Origin of the sequence: Mariniflexile sp. HMF6888, from assembly GCF_044335535.1 — a bacterium.
Lineage (GTDB): Bacteria > Bacteroidota > Bacteroidia > Flavobacteriales > Flavobacteriaceae > Mariniflexile.
This window is the reverse complement of record NZ_JBIQVZ010000002.1, coordinates 137,480-159,040: the sequence shown is the minus strand read 5'-3', so window position 1 is coordinate 159,040 and position 21,561 is coordinate 137,480. Positions and strand designations below refer to the sequence as shown.

Sequence of the window (21,561 nt, the reverse complement as noted above, 5' to 3'; positions counted from 1 at the left end):
ACAAAAGTAAAACTTTTTTTTTTATTAACCATGAATTCCTTCTAAATCTAACAAAAAGGCATATTCTAAAGCCACTTCTTTTAAGCTTTCAAAACGTCCTGAAGCCCCGCCATGACCAGCATCCATGTCGGTATGAAGCAGTAATTTATTGGCATCTGTTTTTAGCTCTCTTAGTTTGGCCACCCATTTGGCTGGTTCCCAATATTGCACCTGCGAATCGTGCAATCCTGTTGTAACCAGCATATTAGGGTATTGTTTTGCTTCAACGTTGTCGTATGGTGAATATGATTTCATATAATTATAATACTCCAATTTGTTCGGATTTCCCCATTCGTCATACTCACCTGTGGTTAAAGGAATGGTATCATCGAGCATGGTTGTAACAACATCAACAAAAGGTACCGCTGCCAAAATACCATTGTATAATTCCGGATTCATATTTATAATAGCACCCATTAGCATCCCTCCTGCAGACCCTCCATATGCATATAAATGCTTTGGTGATGTGTATTTTTGATCTATCAAATATTTTGAACAATCAATGAAATCGTAAAAGGTGTTTAATTTATGAAGCAATTTGCCATTTTCGTACCAGTCTCTACCTAAATATTCACCGCCACGAATATGAGCTATGGCATAAATAAATCCGCGATCTAACAAACTTAGACGCACCGTTGAAAATGAAGGATCGATAGTTGAGCCATACGACCCATAAGCATATTGTAATAACGGACTTGAACCATCCAGCTTCGTCCCTTTTTTATAAACCAACGAAATAGGCACTTTTACACCATCACGGGCAGGTGCCCAAATTCGTTTAGATTCATAATTTTCTTTCTTAAATTTACCGCCTAAAACCTCTTGTTCTTTTTTAATTTCGCTTCGTTTTGTTTTGAAATTATAATCAATAACCGAGCTTGGAGACGTTAGCGAATTATAAGAATAACGCAACACATCACTATCAAAATCGGGGTTATTGCTTATATAAGCTGTATAGGTTTCGCTTTCAAAGGGAAGGTAATAATCTTCTTTCCCATCCCAACTCATAATTCTTAGATTGTTAAGTCCATTTTCTCGTTCGTTAACGACCAAATAGTCTTTAAAAATCTCAATATCTTCTAATAAAACATCTTTTCTATGCGGAATAACGTCTTTCCAATAACGCTTTTCGGTTTTAAGCGCACTTGTTTTTAAAAGTTTAAAGTTTGTAGCACCGTCACAATTTGAAATAATATAAAAACTATCATTATAATGTGCTATACTGTATTCAAAATCGCGTTTACGCTTTTGAAATATTTTAAATTCTCCATCGGGCGTATCGGCATTTACAAAACGATACTCTGACGACACGGTACTTGACGACCCAATAATAATATACTTCTTTGATTTTGATTTATATACAAACGTATTGAACGTTTCATCGACTTCATGAAAAACCTCAACATCTCCCTTTGTGTCTGTATGTAATTTATGTTTGAAAACTTTATGTGAACGCAAAGTCACTTCATCCTTCATGCAATAGAACAAGGTTTTATTATCATTCGCCCAAGTAGAACTACTTGTGGTATTTAAAATTTTATCTGAATAAATTTCGCCTGTTACTAAGTTTTTGATTTGAATGGTATACTGTCTTCTTCCAACGGTATCGGTTGAGAAACTCACCAAAGTATTATCTGGACTAACAGACATGCTCCCTAAGTTGAAAAAAGCAAAACCTTTAGCCATTTCGTTACAATCAAAAAGTATTTCTTCAGGTGCCTCTAAAGATTCCTTTTTACGAAGATAAACAGGGTAGTCTTGCCCCTTTTCGTAACGTGTTATATACCAGTAACCGTTTAATTTATAAGGAACCGAAGTGTCATCTTCTTTAATTCTACCTTTCATTTCTTCAAACAAGTCCTTTTGAAATGCTTCGGTATGCTGCATGACTTCTTTTGTATAAGTGTTTTCAGCATTCAAATAATCAATCACTTCAGGGTTTTCTCTATCGTTTAGCCAATAATAATTATCAATTCTTATATCGTTATGTTTTACTATTTTTTTTGGCTTTTTAGTGGCTTGAGGTATTTGGAGTATCGTTTTCAACAGCATTTTATTCTTAAAATTAAGGGGCAAAAATATAAAAATTAAATAGCTTTGTAGCGAATAATAAATTATAAAATTATGTTTGGAGATATGATGAATATGATGGGCAAGCTTAAAGAAACCCAGCGTAAGGTTGAAGAGACTAAAAAACGTTTAGATACTGTTTTAATTGATGAAAAAAGCAGCGACAACAAACTTAAAATTACTTTAACAGCTAATAGAACGATAAAATCTATTGCCATTGATGAAAGTTTGTTTGAAGACAAGGAACAACTTGAAGATTATTTAATTCTTACATTAAATAAAGCTATTGAAAAAGCGACTAGCGTAAACGAAGCAGAACTTGCTGCTGTTGCTAAAGAAGGGATGCCAAATATTCCGGGGATGGATTTGTTTAAGTAGATTTATTGGACAAATTAGATAGTTAGACTTTTAGACAAAATTAGAAAGCCAATAACTTTTACATAAAAGTTATTGGCTTTAAGTTTTTATTGCTTCTTTATAATCCTTGAATCTGCCACTAAATGTTGATTGATAATAGTCGCATTGCCTTTATAATACAAAGTACAGTCGGCAACTGCATTGACATCTATAGTACCAAGTATCGTTAAATAGGCATCACAATCTGCAGACATCTTTATTTTTAAATCATTTATTTCTAGACCATAATTTGAGATTTTAGAATCGGCAGTTAGGTTAGCGTCTAAAAAGTTGACTTTCCCTTTTAAATCTGATCTAGTATCGGCAGAACCATAATATTGTAAACTATTAACATCTAACTCTCCAGTAAAGAAACTATCTGCTGATAAACTAATTTTAGCATTATTGGCTATAAATTTATTTTGCAAATAAATTCTGGTGTCGGCAGATGCTTTAAAACTTGTAATCGACTTTGTTTTAATATGCACCTTTAAAGTTGAAGCTCCTCTAATATTTATATTGTTTTTGAGTTTAACAACTAGTGTATTATTGTTGTTTGAAGTAATAATATATGGAAACAAATTATCATTAGCTTCAATTTCTATGCTTTCTTCCGTATCAGAAAAAGTTACATACGCATTAAATCCTGAAGATATTTCTATAGCTGAATAATTAAAATAATTATAATTCTTTGTAGTTATATAATCATTACCATCTACTCTAATGGTGTCTACACTACAAGATGTGATTATTAAGCCGAAAATAGCTAGTATAATAAATAAATTGTTCGTTTTCACTTTGATTGATTTTAAATTAATATTTGATTTTTAATTTTAAAACTGTTTTGATTAGTTACAGTTATTTCTTCATACTGTTGTGAAGTTTTATAATTGGAATCCATTGAAAATTTATAGGATACCATTCTTCGTTATCGAAATCAAGATTAATAAAAACCTGATTGTTTTCTGAGAATACTAATTGTGTATTTGTCTTAACTTTATTTTTCATACTCTTATTTTTTATATCTATTTCGTCCCATATTAAATACCCCAATCTTAACACCTATCCCACCTGAAAATCCATTAATTCTTGTTAAAGGATTATTCACAAAATTTAGTCTACTTGAAAACCGATGTTTAACTCCAGCTTCTAACTGTATATATCTATTAATATTAAATAGCAGATTAATTCCCGGTTCAACTACAAAAACGGCTTCCCAATCGTCATCGCTAACAACGTAATTATCATCTAAATCCCCATTTAATATTGCTACTGCCCCGCCTCCAACAAGTAATGGGAACGATAGATTTAATGTGGATTTACTAAATAATATCGGTTCTAAATGTAAACCGCCATAAGCACCGACTAGGTCGTTATCGTTTTCAGAAAGTCCTAACTTATTCAAATCAGAATAAAGACCTACACCTTCAAAACCTATTTCGAATTGTTGGTTTGCAACATAGGCTATCTTAAAACTAGCTGAATACGTGTCTTTTTGGTCAATAGTTCCGTAATAAGTTGCCAAACCCATATACACGCCATGAACCGTATTTTTACGGTCGTTAAACTCAATATAATCATCAGATTCTTGGGCATTTATTGAGTAAGCAAACCCCAATAGTAATAGCAGAAAAGTTGTTTTAATTTGATTCATGTTTTTAATTTAATTGATTTGTTACTATTATAGACAGCGCAACTTTATATAGGTTGCAGAAATGATATTTTTTTTGAAGTTTTTTTAATTTACATATAAAACTCTGTTTGAATGGTAAGCACACCCTTAGATCAAGCTAACTTTAGATCACTAATAAAAAAAATAAATGCTAGCAAGATACTTTACTCTTTCAAAGCAATAATGCCTTTATTGCCTGTAAAAGTGAAGGTTCCAGATTTTGACTTGCCATAATTAGCGCTAACTTTACGAATTCTTTTACTCAAATCGATAACATCACTATTAACGTTGTTGAAAGATTTAGGTAATCTTAGCACACCTTCTTCTAAAGTGGCATCGAATTTAAAAGAGAGTCCTGTAATATTGATACTGATGTCTGATGATTCTTGATTGATGTTTACAAGAGCATCGGGTTGATTTATTTTTAAAACTTTAAAATCAACCACCTTCATGGTGAGATTTATATTTTTGTCAAGCTGATTAATCTGTACATCCGAAAACTTAATATCTCCATCTATACTTCCTACTTGTTCAATGGCAACTTCATCTTTACTTGATATTAACTTCAACTTATCAACCTTATTAATTTCAATATTTGAACCGCTTGTTTTTAAAACTAAATCTTGACAGACATCTATATCAGCACTTCCGTTTTTTAAATTAAGGGTGCCATAAGTCATAGATTTTGTTCTAAGTTTTCCAAATTTCATATCAATATTAGCATTAACAATAGATTGATTTATCCATAAATCACCATGTTCTAAATTAGCTTTTAATTTACCCGTCCAATTACCAATAACAACATCTCCAAATTTGTTTATAACCTCTATTTCTGCATTTATTGGCAAATTAACTGTACAATTAATTTCTATGTTTCCTTTATCAAATTCAAAAGGATTTACCTTATTAAAGTATCGAGAGAAAAAACTGGTGTCTTTATCTGAAATCTCTGAAGCTACGCTTACAAAATTGCTCGCTGTTCTAAAATTGGTCTCAATTCGGTCTAGCAGGCTTTTAGCATTTTCTGTTTTCTTGTTAGTTACCTTAATTTCAACAATGATTTCTATTTTGTTTTTATTCCAACCAGTAACATTAACATTTCCATACTTGTTATCTATATGCAATTCGCCAGTGTTATTCATTTCAAATGCTTTTTCAACTTTTTTAGTGAAAGTTTCTTGAGAAAACAAAGAAATGCTTACCATTAATATGGCTCCTAACATTACTTTTTTATAATACGTATTCATGACTATTCTCTGTTTTTTCTGAACTATTAACTTGCTTTAATAAGTTCTCTATTAATTCAATTCTTTTTTTATAATTAATTACAATGGCTTCTAAAATGCGTTCTGAGTCTAAATTTTTTTGCAGTTCTAGTTTTAATACGGCATATTCTTTATCCAAATCATCAATAAACGAAAGGAATTCCTTTTTTTCTTCAGAAGATAGCTTCGTATTTTTGTTTACTAGTTTTACCTGATATGCTACTAAGCCTTGGTAATGCATATCAATGTCATTAAGTTCCTGATTTACAACAACATTTTGTTTGGTGTTATTTATACTTGAAATATTTATTAATGTGAATATACCAACGACAACAACAATACTTGCAGCTATTTTAAACATGGGCGATTGCCATAATCTCACAACTTTTGGTTTTGATTCTGTGGAGTTTAATACGGATTCTATATTTGCCCAAAGTTTAGCTCTATCAGCTTTATGCTCTTCAAATTGGGCTTTGTTATCTCTTATATGTTTTTCGAACTTGTCCATTATAATCCGTTTATTATATCTATTAGTTTTTTCTTAGCTCTGTGGTATTGCGATTTTGATGTTGACTCTGTTATTCCTAATATCTCTCCAATTTCTACATGGTCGTAACCTTCAATTAAATAGAGATTAATTATCTGTTGATAACCTGCTGGCAAAAGACTTATGCCTTTAATGACTTTTTTTGTATCAGCCTGTTGTACTTCTTCTTCAACATCATCTTTTATTCGATACATTTCATTTTCTATCGGAACTATCGGGATTTTTCTCAATTTCAAATGGTTAACACTTTTATTTACTACTATCCGTTTTAACCATGACCCAAACGTACTTTCATACCTAAAAGATGATAGATTTTTAAACGCTTCAACAAAACTATCTTGCACCACATCTTCTGCATCTTCTTTTATCCTTACCATACGCATTGCTACATTATACATAGCGTCCACATAATACTCATATAAATTATACTGTGCATTTCTGTTTCCCAACTTGCTCTTTTCAACAAGTTCTTTATGAGTATATAAGATGTTGGTTTCCAATTAAATTTGCTAGCTGTAATTCTTTTTAAAAATACTTCTTATTTTATTTCAACTATTATAGACAGATGAAAAAATAAAGGGTTGCATGAATTAGAAAAAAAATTCATGGTTTGAGCTGAAATAGAATAAAATAGTGCTGATTTTAGCTTAAATATTAGAAGGATTTATAAAGTTTGTAGAGTTTCTAGAAATTTTTCATGCATAGCATCGCTATAATCTAAATGGGTTACTATTCGCAGTTTATTAGTGCCCATACCTATGATATGAATATTTTTATCCTTTAGCTTTTGAATAAATGACTTTTCATTGACATCATTATTTAGTTCAAAAATAACAATATTGGTTTCAATAGGCTCCACAGTTTTAATGATTGCTAATGTTGTCAATACCTCCCCTATTTCTTTGGCTTTTTTGTGGTCTTCAGCTAATCTTTCAATGTTATTGTCTAAAGCATAAAGTCCTGCTGCAGCTAAAAAGCCCGCTTGCCGCATGTTACCGCCAAAAACTTTACGAATTCTAATAGCATTTTTCATAATAGCTTCATCACCAACCAAAAGCGACCCCACAGGACAACCTAAACCCTTGCTTAAGCATACCGAAATGGTATCAAACACCTCTCCGTATTGTTTTGGAGTTTCCTTTTTAACAACTAAAGTATTCCATAGTCTAGCTCCATCTAAATGAAATCCTAAGTTATTATCGTCGCAGACTTTTCTAATTTTTAAGATTTCGTTAAAATCCCAACAAGAACCACCGCCTCTGTTGGCTGTATTTTCAATTTCAACCAATCGTGTGGGGCTGTAATAATAGGCGTCTGGATTTATAGCTTCTATAACTTGTTGAGCTGTAAACATCCCTCTGTGACCTTCTATCAATTTACAAGACACACCACTATTAAATGAGGCGCCTCCCGACTCATAATTATATATATGAGCAAATTTGTCGCATATAATTTGATCGCCCGGACTTGTATGCAATTTTAGTGCTGTTTGGTTTGCCATCGTACCACTAGGGAAAAACAGGGCACTTGGTTTACCAAACATCTTTGCTACACGCGCTTCTAATTGGTTAACGGTTTCGTCTTCTCTAAAAACATCGTCACCTACTTTGGCTTGCATCATGGCATCCAACATGGCTTTTGATGGTTTTGTTACGGTATCGCTTCTTAGGTCTATGATCATTTATCAACTTATTCTTATAAACGTATTTTCATGCTTAATAACCAGTAAATTTTGTTCGCTGTTATGCTTTTTGCTAAGTTTATTTTAGCAAACCTAAAACAATTTATAAAAACCCACGCAAAATGAATATTTTAAATTCTGAAATAATTAAAACTAAACAAAAACTAAGGAAAGATAAAATATCTTATTTTGTATTTGCTATTTATTTTTTGATGGTGCTATTATTATCTAGTGTTTTTTTTGTGGGTAAAAAATTCAATATCCCATTTGAAAAAATCACTGGAGATCCTGCATTAACATTCAAATCCCACCCTTTTATTGGATTTTTATCAAATATAGGTGCTCTTATATGGTGCTACACAGCTTCTATCTGTTTTTTTTCCGCATTAATATTATTCAAAACAACCGATAAAAAAAAGGCTCTTTTTTTTATGTGCTCAGGAATTTTTACCAGTATTTTATTAATTGATGATTTTTTTATGTTTCATGATTATATTTTTTACACATTCATTAATTCTGATATAGTGCAGCTTATAGTATATATAGCGTATGCTATTTTTTTGTTTTGGTACATCTTAAGATTTTTAAAATTTATTTTAAGCACTCTTTATATCTTTTTAGTTTTGGCTATAGGCTTTTTTGGTTTATCTGTACTTACCGATTTAATTTTTAAAAGTAAGGGTTTACAATACTTTATTGAAGATAGCTTTAAATTTATAGGCTTAATTAATTGGATGCTGTTTTTTTCGATAACAGCTTACAACGCTCTTTTACACAAATTACAACCATTGGAAATAAAAAATTCTTGAAACAGACTATCCTCGAGGCAGAGCCATAGAGGTATACTTCGACTAGGCTCAGTACAGGTTTCGCCTGTTTCATTTTGACCTCTGGGTCAAAAACCGAAATTTTGTATTTTACCTCACCCGGAACTGCTTTTTCGAGCAGTTCTGACCTCTCCTCCAAAGGAGAGGTAAATTGGATACCCCGAGGCAGAGCCTTCGGGAATTATTTAGATTTAATGACTTAAAATAGGCTTTTGATTTTGTAATATATAATATACAGTAAAGGCAACGGGTCTTTTTTGAAATATTTGATAGGTGTGTTGTTTAGTATAAATCTAAAGTTAAAAAGAAACCACTTGTTGTTTTTAAAAGTTTTACTTAAACCTAACAAATTTAAGTATTTTATCTGTTTATATTTTGGCTTATCAAATTCAAAATTTAAACTTTTAAGAGCATGTAAATATGGAAAATTCACTCCTGCAATTTCCGAAGCTTCAATTGATTCCCAGCATCTAGGATTTATTTCAATTACTTTAAACGTATTATCATTTTTATCAAAACGCATATCAATATGTGCCAAACCAGACCAATTTAGAGACAACATTAATTTTTTCACTATTGCCAATAACTCTTCATTAATCAAAAATTCCACACCTATTTTTGGAACAAAATCATTTTCTCCTACCAATGTTCCTTTCTGAATTGTATATGCAAGAACTTGTCCTTTATCACATAAAACACTACAATCAATATCATATCCTGTAATATAGCTTTGAATAAGGTAAGAATAGTTGATTTTATTGTCTAAAAAATAGTCTCGATAAGCTTCTTTATTCTTAATGGTAAAAATACCTTTACCCCCACCTCCTTCTATAGGCTTTATTAAAACCGGAAAGCTTATTATGTCTTCATTAAGCATTTCACTACTCAAATACGTCTTTGGACATGGAATTTCATGTTCTTGCATATGTTTCCATAATAATTCTTTGTCATTGGCTATGTCAAAACTTTCCAATGATGGTAAAATCACAACCTTACATAAAGGAACAATAAGATCTCTGTATTTAATGGTTTTTCTAATACCGTACTCGTCAATAGGCATTATCAAATCAATATTGAATTTTTCAATTTCCTTTTTTATTCCTTCAACCCAATTTACACCATCGTTCAGATTCGGATAGTATGTATAATTTGAAATTTTATTTGAATGTTTAATATCAGAAAACTCTTTACGACCAATAATATAAATTTTAATACCTTTTACTTGGGATAAACAATGGACAACAAACATTAATAAATTATTTTCACCAACAGTAATTAGAACAGAGAAATTATTTTTTGTCATATAAATCGTTATTTTTAGTAAAGTAATTAAAATTTATTTCTGATTATGTTAATTAGCTTCTTGTTATCTAATCGTAGAACTTTATTTTATCTACAATTAAGATAAAAACTGTAATGCTTAATATGAATACTATGAGTCTGGTTTGTTTTAGGTTATTATCAATTTAAAGTTAAATAATTTTTTAAACAAAAAAATCTGTTACATACACTTTTATACCATAAACTACCAATTGCATGTTATTTAAAATAACTTAAATAAAATTTAATCATTCAGTATTAAATTTTAATTTTACAAAAAAAAATATCATGATAACCTCCGATCAAATTAAAGATCTTAACACCCGCCTTGACAAACTTAGGCACTATCTTTGACGTAGACAAAAAACTTATTGAAATACAAAACGAAGAAGAAAAAACCTTTGATCCCAATTTTTGGAATGATGCAAAAGCTGCTGAAGCCATTATGAAATCGCTTCGTGTGACTAAAAAATGGGTTGAAGATTATAATAAAGCCAAAACACTTACCGAAGATTTAGAAGTTCTTTACGAATTTTATAAAGAAGGTGAATCTACTGCCGAAGATGTTGAAGAACAATATCAAAAAGCCTTTACGTTGCTTGAAGATATTGAGTTTAAAAATATGCTTTCCGATGAAGGTGATAGTTTAAGTGCTGTTTTACAAATAACCGCAGGCGCTGGTGGTACCGAAAGTTGCGATTGGGCAAGTATGCTTATGCGTATGTACTTAATGTATGCCGAAAAAAGCGGATTTAAAGTAAAAGAACTCAACTTTCAAGAAGGTGATGTTGCAGGTATTAAAACAGTTACTTTAGAAATTGAAGGCGATTTTGCTTTTGGTTGGCTAAAAGGTGAGAATGGGGTACATCGCTTAGTACGCATTTCGCCATTTGATAGTAACGCTAAACGCCATACAAGCTTTGCTTCGGTTTATGTATATCCGTTAGTTGATGACACCATTGAGATTGAAATAAATCCTGCCGATATTGAAATTACCACAGCGCGTTCCAGTGGAGCTGGTGGACAAAATGTAAATAAGGTTGAAACCAAGGTGCAATTAACCCATAAACCAACGGGTATTCAAATACAGTGTTCCGAAACACGTTCGCAACACGATAACCGCTCCAGAGCCTTACAAATGCTTAAATCACAATTGTATGAAATTGAACTTCAAAAACAAATGGCACAGCGTGACGATATTGAAGCTGGTAAAATGAAGATTGAATGGGGAAGCCAAATCCGTAATTACGTTATGCAACCCTACAAATTGGTTAAAGACGTTAGGACCGGACATGAAACCAGTAATGTAGATGCCGTTATGGATGGAAATATCGGTCCGTTTTTAAAAGCCTATTTAATGATGATGGGACAAAAAATTGAAGACAATAATACGTTATGAGTCAAATAAACACCATAATTTTCGATTTAGGTGGCGTTTTAATCGATTGGAATCCTGAATACGTATTTTTGGATGCATTTAACGGCGACAGAGAAAAGATGCAATGGTTTTTTGACAACATTTGTACAAGCGAATGGAACGAAAACCAAGATGCCGGCTATCCTTTAGCACAGGCAACTAAAGATTTGGTTGAAAAATTTCCTGAGTATGAATATTATATTAAGATGTTTTACGGAAGATGGGAAAATATGCTGGGTGGTTCTATTGATGGCACTGTGAAAGTTCTTGAAACCCTAATTAAAACTGAAAAGTATAAACTGGTGGCTTTAACAAATTGGAGCCATGAAACGTTCCCTATTGCCCAAAAGCGTTTTGAATTTTTAAGATGGTTTGAAGGTATTGTAGTTTCTGGCGATGAAAAAACACGAAAGCCCTTTAAGAGTATTTATGATATAACGCTTAACAGATTTAATATTACTCCAGAAAAATCATTGTTTATTGATGACAATTTAAGAAATATCGAAGCAGCCAATGCTTTAGGCATCAACGGGATTCATTTCGAAACTCCAGAAAAACTCATTCAACAGTTAAAAGAATATAATATTCAACTATAATGATAAAAATACTTCACAATAGCAGATGCAGCAAATCGCGTTGCGGATTAGAACTTTTAGAACAATCAGGAAAGCCATTTGAAATCATAAAATATCTTGAAGATACTTTATCTACTGAAGAATTAAAAGACTTAATCCAGCTTTTAGGCATAAAACCTATAGATCTAGTTAGAAAAAATGAGGCTATTTGGAAAACGGAATTTAAAGATAAAACCTTAAGTGATGACCAAATAATTGAAGCCATGGTTAAAAACCCAAAATTAATTGAGCGCCCCATAGTTATAAATGGCAACAAAGCCGTTATTGGGAGACCTGCAGAGAAAATCTCTGAAATCATCTAAAATACGGGTATAAACCGAGCTAAGTTAATTAACTTTTATTTAACAGAAACACGTTAAACCATGGGTATTTTTGCAAGTCTAACTTGGAAAAATTAAACATGACCAAAATTTTCATCCCCTTTTTTACCTTTATATCTTTTATACTGCATGCACATACGTTACCAAAGAACATAAATTCCGTTTCAGATAAAGACATAACCATTACAGGAAAAGTTATAGACAAAGACACAAAAGCCCCCTTAGAATATGCTACTGTGACTTTTTTCAGCAAAAAAGAAAATAAAATAGTTGATGGTTGCGTCACAGATGTTAATGGAGAATTTAGTATTAAAGTTTCTAAAGACCTTTATAATATTACTATTGAATATATATCTTATAAAAAAATAACCCTTTCTAATAAAAAAATAGATTCTAATTTAAATTTAGGCACGATTGCTTTAGAAATTGATTATGCATCGTTAGGAGAAGTTGAAATTATAGCCGAACGCACTACGGTAGAAATTAAACTTGACAAAAAAATATACAACGTAGGTAAAGACCTTACTGTAAGTGGTGGTAATGTTAGTGATGTTTTAGATAACATCCCTTCGGTTTCTGTAGATGTTGAAGGAAACGTTGCTCTTAGAGGAAACAACAATGTTACTATACTTATTAATGGAAAACCTTCTGGATTAGTGGGTTTAAATTCTACAGAAGCATTACGCCAACTTCCTGCTGATGCCATTGAAAAAGTTGAGGTGATTACATCGCCTTCAGCCCGTTATCAATCAGAAGGAACTGCGGGTATTCTAAATATTATTTTACGCCGAAGTAAATTACAAGGGTTTAATGGTGCCATTACAGCAAACGCAGGTTACCCAAAATCTGCAGGGCTGTCTGGAAATATAAATTATAGAACAGGCGATGTTAACTTTTTTAATACTACCAGCTACAACTACAGAGAATTTGTAGGACACTCCTATTCTAATACTAGCTATAAAACAACAGGGGATTATATTGAAGAAAAAAATGATTGGGACAACCTAAGTAAAGGCATTACCTCCAATATAGGATTAGAATGGTATATAAACGATTCTGCTTCTTTAACAACCTCATTGGTATACCGAGATTCTGATAATGAACAAGATTCTAAAAACAAAATATTTCAATTTGATGAGAACCTAAATCTAACAGGTGAAAGTCTGCGTTTAGAACCGGAATTTGGCAATAATAAAACTATTCAATATGCCATCAATTTTACTAAAAATTTTGATACAAGTGGCCATAAATTAACGTTCGATTTTCAATATGAAGACAATAATGATAACGAAAAATCTACAATAAATAATAATGGTATTGATAGTGAAAAAATTGGGACTATAGATAATCAACAAAATATTTTATTACAATCTGACTACGTTTTGCCACTTGGTGAAAATAGCCAGTTCGAACTCGGATATAGAGGTAATTTTAATACAAAATCAACAGATTATTCTGTAGAGATTTTTAATCCAACAACTAATAATTTTGGGGTTGACACCAATCTTTCAAACCTGTTTAACTTTAAAGTATATGTAAATGCGCTTTACACACAATACGGTAGTAAAATAAATAAGTTCTCATATTTATTGGGTTTACGTATGGAAAACACACAAACGACCATAGACCAGCCTACAAGCGGAGACTTTAAAAAGAAAAACATTACTGGCTTATTTCCAACTATTAATTTTAGTTATGAATTAAGTGAAAAAGAAAGTATATCCTTAGGGTATAGCAGACGCATACAAAGACCTCATGGATTCCATCTAAACCCTTTTCCATCAAGAACAAGTCTTACAAATATTTTTCAGGGAAATCCAGATTTAGACCCCAGTTATTCTGGTCTTTATGATTTAGGCTATTTAAATAGACTCAATAAAGTTACGCTAAGCACTTCTATTTATTTTCAGCATGAAAAAAACGAAAGTAATTGGGTAAGTTTTGAAACAGGCGATACCGTTTTAATAAACGGTCAAGAAGTTCCTATTGTGCAAAGAACTCCCGTTAATATGGCTAAGGAAGACCGTTTTGGTTATGAATTTAACATCAACTATACACCAACAAAAAAATGGCGTATAAATACCGATTTTAATCTATTTAAAAATATTACCAGAGGTGAATATAATGGGGTAAACTACGATGCTGAAAACTTAAGCTGGAATATTCGATTAAGCAATAAGTATACACTTCCAGGGAATATAGATTGGCAAACTAATATGGATTATAGAGGACCTAGCAAAGATGCTCAAAATACAAGAAAAGGCATATTTTCTATAAACCTCGCATTAAGTAAAGATTTGTTTAAAGAAAAAGCGTCCATAGCTTTCAACATAAACGATTTATTAAATAGCCGAAGATATAAAGGTGAAATAGATACCCCTACATTTTACAGTACCAGAGATGTACAATTTCGTGGAGGGCAAACTTTTAACTTATCATTTACTTACAGGTTTAACCAGAAAAAGAAACCTGAACGCCAAAACCAAGGAGGCGGACAAGGTTTTGATATTGAAGGATAATATAATTAGGGTGTTACCCAAGGAGCGTTTCAGTTATATCTTTTAAAAATGTGTGTACAAATTACAAAGGACTTTGTAATCTAGTAAATTTTAGTCCTACCCTCTTCCTCTTTTAAAAAGGATGCCATTTCAACCTCTAACGCAAAAAAAAAAAGGAAAGCTTTATTAGCTTCCCTTATTTTATGAATATTAATAAGTTACGTTAAGAATTTTGACGCTTAGCTTTCTTCTCTTCTCTAATTTCTTTTAATCTTTCAATTAAAGAACCTCCTATCCAATAAGGAATTACAAAAGTCAATAAGAAAATCATTAACCAAAAGCCTATTGTTAAAATGGTTAAAAAAGCTAAAAATCCTAAATATTGGTCAAAATCAAACATAATTGTAAGTATCTTTTTAAAATCTAACGCAAAGATAATGCAAAGCTACTTGTTATACAATATCAAATTAAAATTTAATAAACAAATTTCTTGAAACGAACAATTCCCGGGGCAAGCCCCGAGGAATCCTTTAAATTAACAGACTTTTCAAGATTCATTTCATTGTAAAGGTTCACAATAAAACCCGTTTTTATTTAAAATATCGACTACTGAGTCTATACGAATGCTGCAATTTTCAATTCTTAAAATTTTATCACAATCTTCTAAATCAAAATTAATATAAGAATTTGGCAAATGAATTGCTAAATCACTCAACACCATTTTAGCTGTATTTTCGTCAATAATATTTGTCTTAAAAACCTCGATCATAATTGTTTATTGTTCTGGAAACTGACTCTCATCCATAAAAAACACTTCCCATTGATGACCATCCAAATCTTCAAAACTATGCTGATACATAAACCCATAATCCTGAGGTTCCATATAAATAGACGCACCTGCTTTAACTGCTTTTTTAACTATATTATCAACTTCTTTACGAGTGTTTAACTGTAAAGCCACTAGTACTTCGGTTTGCTTTTTCGCATTTGAAATTGGCTTTTTAGTAAATTCTTTAAATTTTGCTTTAGTAAGTAACATAGCGTATAACTTGTCGCCCAACACTAAACATGCTGCGGTTTCATCAGTAAATTTAGAATTGAACGTAAATCCTATGGCTTTGAAAAAATCTATAGATTTAGTTAGGTTTTCTACTGCCAGATTAACAAAAAGTTGTTGTACCATAATTAAAATTTTAAATTGATTTCTCCGATAATTGTTTTACAATTTCAAGTGCTTTAGGAAAAGTGTTTTTAAAGTAATTTTCAAATTCTTTATCAGAATCCATACTAACCTCTAAATACGTAACTCCATTTTTTTCAGTTAATGAATAATCTTCTTTTGCTCCAGACCAAACTTTTGTTTTTTCATCTAAAGGCTGTTCAATAGTATCTTTAACAATTCCTAAATGTTCAAAACCCATAAACGTATTTGGAATGTTTTTATATATTTTGCTAAACATACCACTGCCATTGCCATCTAAAAACAATACGTTGCTTCCCTCCTGCCAACTTGAAACAGCATGAGAACCTTCACTAAAAACTTTAGTCCATTCACGATACGAGGTATCTTCCCAAAGAACTGACCAAACCGTCTCTTTTGGAGCATGTATTGTTATTTCAAAATTTATTTTCTGCAACATAGTCTTAATTTATTTATTGAGGTTTACGATAGCTTATCATCCACATGACTCCAAATTTATCGGTAAGCATTCCAAAATAATCGCCCCAAAACATATCTTTCATAGGCATTGTTATTGTAGCTTCATCAGACAAACCAGTAAACAACCTGTCGGCTTCGGTTTTTGTGTCTGTAACAATTGAAATATTCATATTTTGCCCAAACGTAACTTCCCCAAATTCTGGATTGTTATCGCTACCCATTAAATAGGTTTCTTTACCTATATGGAAACATACATGCATAATTTTGTTAGCATAGTTTTCAGGCATTTCGTTGCAACCCTCTTCTTGGGGCATGTCTTTAAATCTCCCAATATATTCAAATTCACCTCCAAAGACGGATTTGTAAAAATTAAACGCATCTTCACAGTTGCCATTAAATATTAAATAAGGATTAATTGTTGTTGTCATAATAATCGTTTTATTTGTTTATAATTTATTGTGGCATTTTACTCATGTCCATATAAAGCACACTCCAACGGTGTCCATCGGGATCTAAAAATCCAAAAGCATACATCCAACCATCTTTTTCATTTGGGGCTGCGTAAATATTCCCTCCTGCATTCTTTACTGTTTTAGCCATAGCATCTACTTCTTCTTTGCTTTGGGCATCAATGTTGAATAATACTTCTGTACCCACATTTGTATTTGATACGTTATGTGCGATAAATCCCTTAAAAGTATCAACAGAAAACAACATCATCACAACGTTCTTATCACCAATAAAAAAACTTCCTAAGTGATCATTATCAATATGGCGTGGGTTTTCGGTAAATCCAATTTCATTAAAAAATTGTTTTGACTTCTTTAAATCATTTACAGGTAGATTAAACCAAAATTCTTTTGCCATGGGTTTTGTTTTTAGTGTTCTTTTACAAAGTTAGCAATGCAAACCCAATCCTTTAATGTGTAAATACGTCAATATAAAGGGTTGATTGCGACACTATAATTAATTACTTTTGATAATTAACAAAACACATGACAATGAAACATATATCGGTTTACATTCCAAAAGGACATTACAGTATGGTTAATATTGAAGGGGCTTACCAAATGTTTAATTGGGTAAACAGCTACTATGAGCAAATTAGCAAAAGTCCTTTATTTAACGTTGAGCTGGTAGGTATTGAAAAAACATCAACTCAAGCCAACGGCTTGTTTGCTATTAATCCGCAGCGTTTGATCAAAGACGTAAAGCACACAGACCTTATTATCATTCCAGCCATTCATGGTGATTTAAAAGATAATTTAAAAGCCAATGCTGAATTGCTGCCTTGGCTTGTTAAACAATACAGCCAAGGTGCTGAACTGGTGAGTTTTTGTATAGGAACATTTTATTTAGCAGCTTCTGGATTACTTAATGGGAAGCCCTGCTCCACGCACTGGCAATATGCCAATGAATTTAGGGCAATGTTTCCTAAAGCGATATTGATGGACGATAAAATTATGACAGAATCCAATGGTATTTATACTAGCGGTGGCGCATATTCATTTACCAATTTGATGATTTACCTTATTGAAAAATATGCAGGACGTGAGGTGGCCGTTATGGCATCAAAAGGGTTTATGATAGATATTGATAGAGAAAGCCAATCACCTTTTATGATGTTTAAAGGCCAAAAGACACATAAAGATTTGGAAATACTTGAAGCTCAAAACTACATAGAACAAAATTATAACAACAAAATAACAGTTGATGAACTTTGCGGGAATAGTAATGTAGCTCGTAGAACTTTTGAACGCCGATTTAAAAAAGCTACAGCAAATACAGTATTGGAATATATTCAACGTGTTAAGATTGAAGCAGCTAAAAAAGAGTTAGAACATGGCAGAAAAACGATAAGTGAAGTTATGTATGAGGTTGGCTATAGTGACACTAAAGCTTTTAGAGATGTATTCAAAAAAATTACCGATATGACTCCTATAGATTATCGAAATAAGTTTTCTTTAGCAGACAATTAAGCGAAAAAAATAGGCTGTATAAAAAGTCCTTTAAATTTAATTTGTCAGGAGTTTGTCTAAACTAATACTGATTACCAGCAAGTTAAAATATTCCGACAAGCAATATGACATAGAACTAGACTTTTTAAACAGCCTCTATCTTTATTAAAAAAACTTAATTTAAATTAGGTTGTGGCGTCATTCTTAAATAAGGCTTTATTTCTTTATGTCCTTTTGGGAACATCGCCGGTATTTCTTCATTTGTAATAGCAGGAGAAATAACAACATCTTCACCATGTTTCCAGTTAGCTGGTGTTGCTACTTTATGGTATGCTGTTAATTGTAAACTATCTATAACACGTAATAACTCTTCAAAATTCCTACCTGTAGACGCAGGATATGTAATAATAAGCTTTACTGTTTTGTCATCACCAATTACAAACACTGAACGCACCGTAAATTTATCGCTCGCATTTGGATGAATCATATCATACAATTCAGAAACCTTTCTGTCTTCATCTGCAATAATTGGGAAGTTTACTGTGGTATTTTGGGTTTCATTAATATCCTTAACCCAACCTTTATGGGACTCTAAACCATCGACGCTTAATGCAACTATTTTTACGTTACGCTTGTCAAACTCTGGTTTATATTTTGCTACGGTACCTAATTCGGTAGTACAAACTGGTGTGTAATCCGCGGGATGTGAAAATAATATTCCCCAACTATTCCCTAGCCATTCGTGAAAATTAATGTTTCCTTCGGTAGACTTTGCTGTAAAATTTGGAGCAACGTCTCCTAATCTAATTGTTGCCATACTTTATCGTGTTTTATTGAAAATTAATAAATGTATTATCTACGTGCTAAGTTACTTTTTTTTATTCAATTATTAAAAATGAAGGCGTTATATCTCTGTTAAAAAAACTTATAAAAACTAACAAATATCATACTAATAAAAACCATAAAACAGTTAACTTTGCAACTTAAATTAAATCATTTTACGATGAGTTTTAGAATAGAAAAAGATACCATGGGCGAGGTAAAAGTACCTGCCGATAAACTTTGGGGAGCACAAACAGAACGCTCAAGAAATAACTTTAAAATAGGGGCTTCGGCGTCTATGCCTCTAGAAATAATTTACGGATTTGCCTATCTAAAAAAAGCTGCTGCTTATACCAATTGCGAGTTAGGCGTTTTGCCAATTGAAAAGCGCGATTTAATTGCTGCGGTTTGTGATGAAATTTTAGCTGGTAAGCATGATGATCAATTTCCGCTTGTAATTTGGCAAACGGGTTCTGGAACACAAAGCAATATGAATGCTAATGAAGTCATTGCCAATAGAGCGCAGCAATTAGCAGGTAAAGTTATTGGCGAAGGTGAAAAAGCTATTCAACCTAATGATGATGTTAACAAATCGCAATCATCAAACGATACCTTCCCTACAGGTATGCATATTGCCATTTATAAAAAAATTATAGAAGTAACCATTCCTGGTGTAAAACAACTTCGTGACACACTAAAGAAAAAATCGGAAGCATTTAAAAACGTTGTGAAAATTGGTCGTACCCACTTAATGGATGCTACACCACTAACGTTGGGACAAGAGCTTTCTGGTTATGTTGCACAGTTAGACCATGGTTTAAAAGCCTTAGAAAACACCTTACCACATTTAAGTGAATTAGCATTGGGAGGTACTGCTGTTGGAACTGGTTTAAATACTCCAAAAGGCTACAGTAAACGAGTTGCAGAATACATTGCTCAATTTACTGGGCTTCCTTTTGTTACAGCACCAAATAAGTTTGAAGCACTTGCTGCACACGATGCGATAGTTGAAACACACGGAGCGCTAAAACAATTAGCGGTTTCTTTAAACAAAATTGCAAATGATGTTAGAATGATGGCTTCTGGACCGCGAAGTGGTATTGGTGAAATTATTATTCCTGCAAACGAACCGGGTAGTTCTATTATGCCAGGAAAAGTAAACCCTACACAATGTGAAGCTCTAACAATGGTTTGTGCACAAGTCATTGGCAACGATGTGGCTATTTCTGTAGGTGGGTTACAGGGGCACTATGAATTGAATGTGTTTAAACCAGTAATGGCTGCAAATGCCATACAATCTGCTCAATTAATTGGTGATGCTTGTGCTAGTTTTGATGAACATTGTGCCGTTGGTATCGAACCAAACCACGAAGTAATTAAAAAACTATTAAACAATTCATTAATGCTGGTTACTGCATTAAATACAAAAATTGGCTATTATAAAGCTGCTGAAATTGCAAATACTGCCCATGCTAACGGTACAACTTTAAAAGAAGAAGCCATTAATTTAGGCTATGTTACTGCTGAAGATTATGATGCTTGGGTAAAACCAGAGGATATGGTTGGCGGTTTAAAATAAAATTCAAGACCTTTATAAATAAAAAAACAGGTAAATTAATTTACCTGTTTTTTTGGTTGGTTAGCTATCAATCCTTTTTATTCTAAATAGGAAATCGTTTCAAATATATAATTTAACATTTTCTTATGTGTTAACAAATGTTAATTACCGTAAATTTTCTTTCTAATTCTACTTAATTGAACTGCTGTAATTCCTAAATAAGAGGCTATATGATACTGTGGTATTAAGGCATCTACGTTTGGTATTTGCTTTTGTAATTCGATGTATCGTGCTTTGGCATCTAATGAAATTAATTCTACCAGTCGCTTTTCATACATCATATATGTTACTTCTAAGATTCTATAATACAACGTTCTAAGTGATTCATTCTTTTTGCACAAATCTGTAAGCTTATAATAATCTACCTCATACATTTCAGAATCTTCAAGGGTTTCAAACACAAACAATGATGGTGTTCTTTGAATTAAAGCTGTTAAAGGACCAACAAAACTTAATGGCATATAAAAACTTTTATTATATTCTTTTCCAGACTCTGTACTTAAATAGCATCTAACAATTCCAGAAACAAGCATAAAAACTTTTGAAGGCGTTTCGCCTAGCTTAACAATTTGCTTACCTGCTTTTACAGTTTTTAATTCAGAAATTTTTAAAAGTTCTTCTTTAATGTCTTGCGATATATTACTAAAGGAATTCAAAAAGTTTGCGTGAGAGCCTGTTTGATTCATATAAAAGAGACTAAATTAAAATGTTTAATCTGTGTAGGTTTTTAGAATAATACGAAAATATTCATTTTTTAAATACATAGAATATTTATATATACTTTAAAATTACATTTTCTCATACTTATTTCGTCAA

Annotated in this window: 24 protein-coding genes; 8 read left to right on the top strand and 16 right to left on the bottom strand. The window is 32.0% G+C overall.

Annotation, left to right across the window (positions count from 1 at the left end):
• Positions 1-24: 24 nt before the first annotated feature.
• Positions 25-2,091, bottom strand: a complete 2,067-nt coding sequence (locus ACGLWY_RS06020; protein WP_396618772.1) for a S9 family peptidase — start codon at positions 2,089-2,091, stop codon at positions 25-27.
• Between the two features lie 72 nt (positions 2,092-2,163).
• On the opposite strand from ACGLWY_RS06020, the gene ACGLWY_RS06015 reads away from it, so the two are divergent.
• On the top strand, positions 2,164-2,487 hold the full coding sequence (locus ACGLWY_RS06015; RefSeq protein WP_396618771.1) for a YbaB/EbfC family nucleoid-associated protein: 324 nt from the start codon (positions 2,164-2,166) through the stop codon (positions 2,485-2,487).
• A gap of 86 nt (positions 2,488-2,573) precedes the next feature.
• Here ACGLWY_RS06015 and ACGLWY_RS06010 read toward each other — a convergent pair whose 3' ends face one another.
• The 6 genes from ACGLWY_RS06010 to ACGLWY_RS05985 form a co-directional block, all read right to left on the bottom strand.
• A complete protein-coding gene (locus tag ACGLWY_RS06010; RefSeq protein ID WP_396618770.1) occupies positions 2,574-3,302 on the bottom strand; it encodes a GIN domain-containing protein in 729 nt (242 codons plus the stop codon).
• A gap of 215 nt (positions 3,303-3,517) precedes the next feature.
• Positions 3,518-4,159, bottom strand: coding sequence for a hypothetical protein (locus ACGLWY_RS06005; RefSeq protein ID WP_396618769.1), 642 nt, complete (start codon positions 4,157-4,159; stop codon positions 3,518-3,520).
• Between the two features lie 182 nt (positions 4,160-4,341).
• A complete protein-coding gene (locus ACGLWY_RS06000; RefSeq protein WP_396618768.1) occupies positions 4,342-5,424 on the bottom strand; it encodes a hypothetical protein in 1,083 nt (360 codons plus the stop codon).
• Positions 5,408-5,950, bottom strand: a complete 543-nt coding sequence (locus ACGLWY_RS05995) for a hypothetical protein (RefSeq protein ID WP_396618767.1) — start codon at positions 5,948-5,950, stop codon at positions 5,408-5,410. The genes ACGLWY_RS06000 and ACGLWY_RS05995 overlap by 17 nt, the downstream gene beginning before the upstream one ends.
• Entirely contained in the window at positions 5,950-6,489 is a 540-nt protein-coding gene (locus ACGLWY_RS05990; protein ID WP_396618766.1) for an RNA polymerase sigma factor, read from the bottom strand. Before ACGLWY_RS05990 ends, ACGLWY_RS05995 begins: the two co-directional genes overlap by 1 nt.
• Positions 6,490-6,653: 164 nt before the next feature.
• The gene (locus ACGLWY_RS05985) at positions 6,654-7,670 is read right to left on the bottom strand and encodes a threonine aldolase family protein (protein WP_396618765.1); all 1,017 of its coding nucleotides are present in this window, start codon (positions 7,668-7,670) and stop codon (positions 6,654-6,656) included.
• A gap of 122 nt (positions 7,671-7,792) precedes the next feature.
• Between ACGLWY_RS05985 and ACGLWY_RS05980 the strand changes: the two genes are divergently transcribed.
• Complete coding sequence (locus ACGLWY_RS05980; protein WP_396618764.1) at positions 7,793-8,479, top strand: hypothetical protein; 687 nt, start codon at positions 7,793-7,795, stop codon at positions 8,477-8,479.
• 217 nt (positions 8,480-8,696) lie between these two features.
• Here the strand turns inward: ACGLWY_RS05980 and ACGLWY_RS05975 are convergent, their stop codons facing one another.
• Complete coding sequence (locus tag ACGLWY_RS05975; RefSeq protein ID WP_396618763.1) at positions 8,697-9,800, bottom strand: ATP-grasp domain-containing protein; 1,104 nt, start codon at positions 9,798-9,800, stop codon at positions 8,697-8,699.
• 305 nt (positions 9,801-10,105) lie between these two features.
• Here ACGLWY_RS05975 and prfB point away from each other — a divergent pair.
• The 4 genes from prfB to ACGLWY_RS05955 all read left to right on the top strand — a co-directional run bounded on the left by prfB (position 10,106) and on the right by ACGLWY_RS05955 (position 14,708).
• Positions 10,106-11,216, top strand: a protein-coding gene (prfB, locus tag ACGLWY_RS05970; protein ID WP_396618762.1) for a peptide chain release factor 2 whose coding sequence is annotated in 2 segments (ribosomal slippage) — positions 10,106-10,168 and positions 10,170-11,216 — 1,110 coding nt in all. Because the reading frame shifts where the segments join, the coding sequence is not laid out codon by codon here.
• Positions 11,213-11,830, top strand: a complete 618-nt coding sequence (locus ACGLWY_RS05965) for an HAD family hydrolase (RefSeq protein ID WP_396618761.1) — start codon at positions 11,213-11,215, stop codon at positions 11,828-11,830. The genes prfB and ACGLWY_RS05965 overlap by 4 nt, the downstream gene beginning before the upstream one ends.
• Positions 11,830-12,171 carry an arsenate reductase (glutaredoxin) gene (gene arsC / locus ACGLWY_RS05960; RefSeq protein WP_396618760.1) on the top strand — a complete coding sequence of 114 codons (342 nt, stop codon included), beginning with the start codon at positions 11,830-11,832 and terminating at the stop codon, positions 12,169-12,171. The genes ACGLWY_RS05965 and arsC overlap by 1 nt, the downstream gene beginning before the upstream one ends.
• Before the next feature lie 98 nt (positions 12,172-12,269).
• Positions 12,270-14,708, top strand: coding sequence for an outer membrane beta-barrel protein (locus ACGLWY_RS05955; protein ID WP_396618759.1), 2,439 nt, complete (start codon positions 12,270-12,272; stop codon positions 14,706-14,708).
• Between the two features lie 202 nt (positions 14,709-14,910).
• Here the strand turns inward: ACGLWY_RS05955 and ACGLWY_RS05950 are convergent, their stop codons facing one another.
• The 6 genes from ACGLWY_RS05950 to ACGLWY_RS05925 form a co-directional block, all read right to left on the bottom strand.
• Complete coding sequence (locus ACGLWY_RS05950) at positions 14,911-15,087, bottom strand: hypothetical protein (protein ID WP_162880248.1); 177 nt, start codon at positions 15,085-15,087, stop codon at positions 14,911-14,913.
• A 159-nt stretch (positions 15,088-15,246) separates the two neighbouring features.
• On the bottom strand, positions 15,247-15,456 hold the full coding sequence (locus ACGLWY_RS05945; RefSeq protein WP_396618758.1) for a hypothetical protein: 210 nt from the start codon (positions 15,454-15,456) through the stop codon (positions 15,247-15,249).
• A gap of 6 nt (positions 15,457-15,462) precedes the next feature.
• Positions 15,463-15,870, bottom strand: coding sequence for a VOC family protein (locus ACGLWY_RS05940; protein WP_396618757.1), 408 nt, complete (start codon positions 15,868-15,870; stop codon positions 15,463-15,465).
• A 10-nt stretch (positions 15,871-15,880) separates the two neighbouring features.
• A complete protein-coding gene (locus ACGLWY_RS05935; protein WP_396618756.1) occupies positions 15,881-16,327 on the bottom strand; it encodes an SRPBCC domain-containing protein in 447 nt (148 codons plus the stop codon).
• 13 nt (positions 16,328-16,340) lie between these two features.
• The gene (locus tag ACGLWY_RS05930) at positions 16,341-16,775 is read right to left on the bottom strand and encodes a VOC family protein (RefSeq protein WP_396618755.1); all 435 of its coding nucleotides are present in this window, start codon (positions 16,773-16,775) and stop codon (positions 16,341-16,343) included.
• Positions 16,776-16,800: 25 nt separating this feature from the next.
• On the bottom strand, positions 16,801-17,214 hold the full coding sequence (locus tag ACGLWY_RS05925; RefSeq protein WP_396618754.1) for a VOC family protein: 414 nt from the start codon (positions 17,212-17,214) through the stop codon (positions 16,801-16,803).
• A 134-nt stretch (positions 17,215-17,348) separates the two neighbouring features.
• On the opposite strand from ACGLWY_RS05925, the gene ACGLWY_RS05920 reads away from it, so the two are divergent.
• Positions 17,349-18,326 (top strand): GlxA family transcriptional regulator, encoded by a 978-nt coding sequence (locus ACGLWY_RS05920; RefSeq protein WP_396618753.1) that lies wholly within the window; start codon positions 17,349-17,351, stop codon positions 18,324-18,326.
• Between the two features lie 154 nt (positions 18,327-18,480).
• On the opposite strand, the gene ACGLWY_RS05915 is transcribed toward ACGLWY_RS05920, so the two are convergent.
• Positions 18,481-19,122, bottom strand: coding sequence for a peroxiredoxin (locus tag ACGLWY_RS05915; RefSeq protein ID WP_396618752.1), 642 nt, complete (start codon positions 19,120-19,122; stop codon positions 18,481-18,483).
• A gap of 186 nt (positions 19,123-19,308) precedes the next feature.
• On the opposite strand from ACGLWY_RS05915, the gene fumC reads away from it, so the two are divergent.
• On the top strand, positions 19,309-20,706 hold the full coding sequence (gene fumC / locus ACGLWY_RS05910) for a class II fumarate hydratase (RefSeq protein WP_396618751.1): 1,398 nt from the start codon (positions 19,309-19,311) through the stop codon (positions 20,704-20,706).
• Between the two features lie 140 nt (positions 20,707-20,846).
• Here the strand turns inward: fumC and ACGLWY_RS05905 are convergent, their stop codons facing one another.
• A complete protein-coding gene (locus ACGLWY_RS05905) occupies positions 20,847-21,431 on the bottom strand; it encodes a Crp/Fnr family transcriptional regulator (protein ID WP_396618750.1) in 585 nt (194 codons plus the stop codon).
• Between the last annotated feature and the right edge of the window lie 130 nt (positions 21,432-21,561).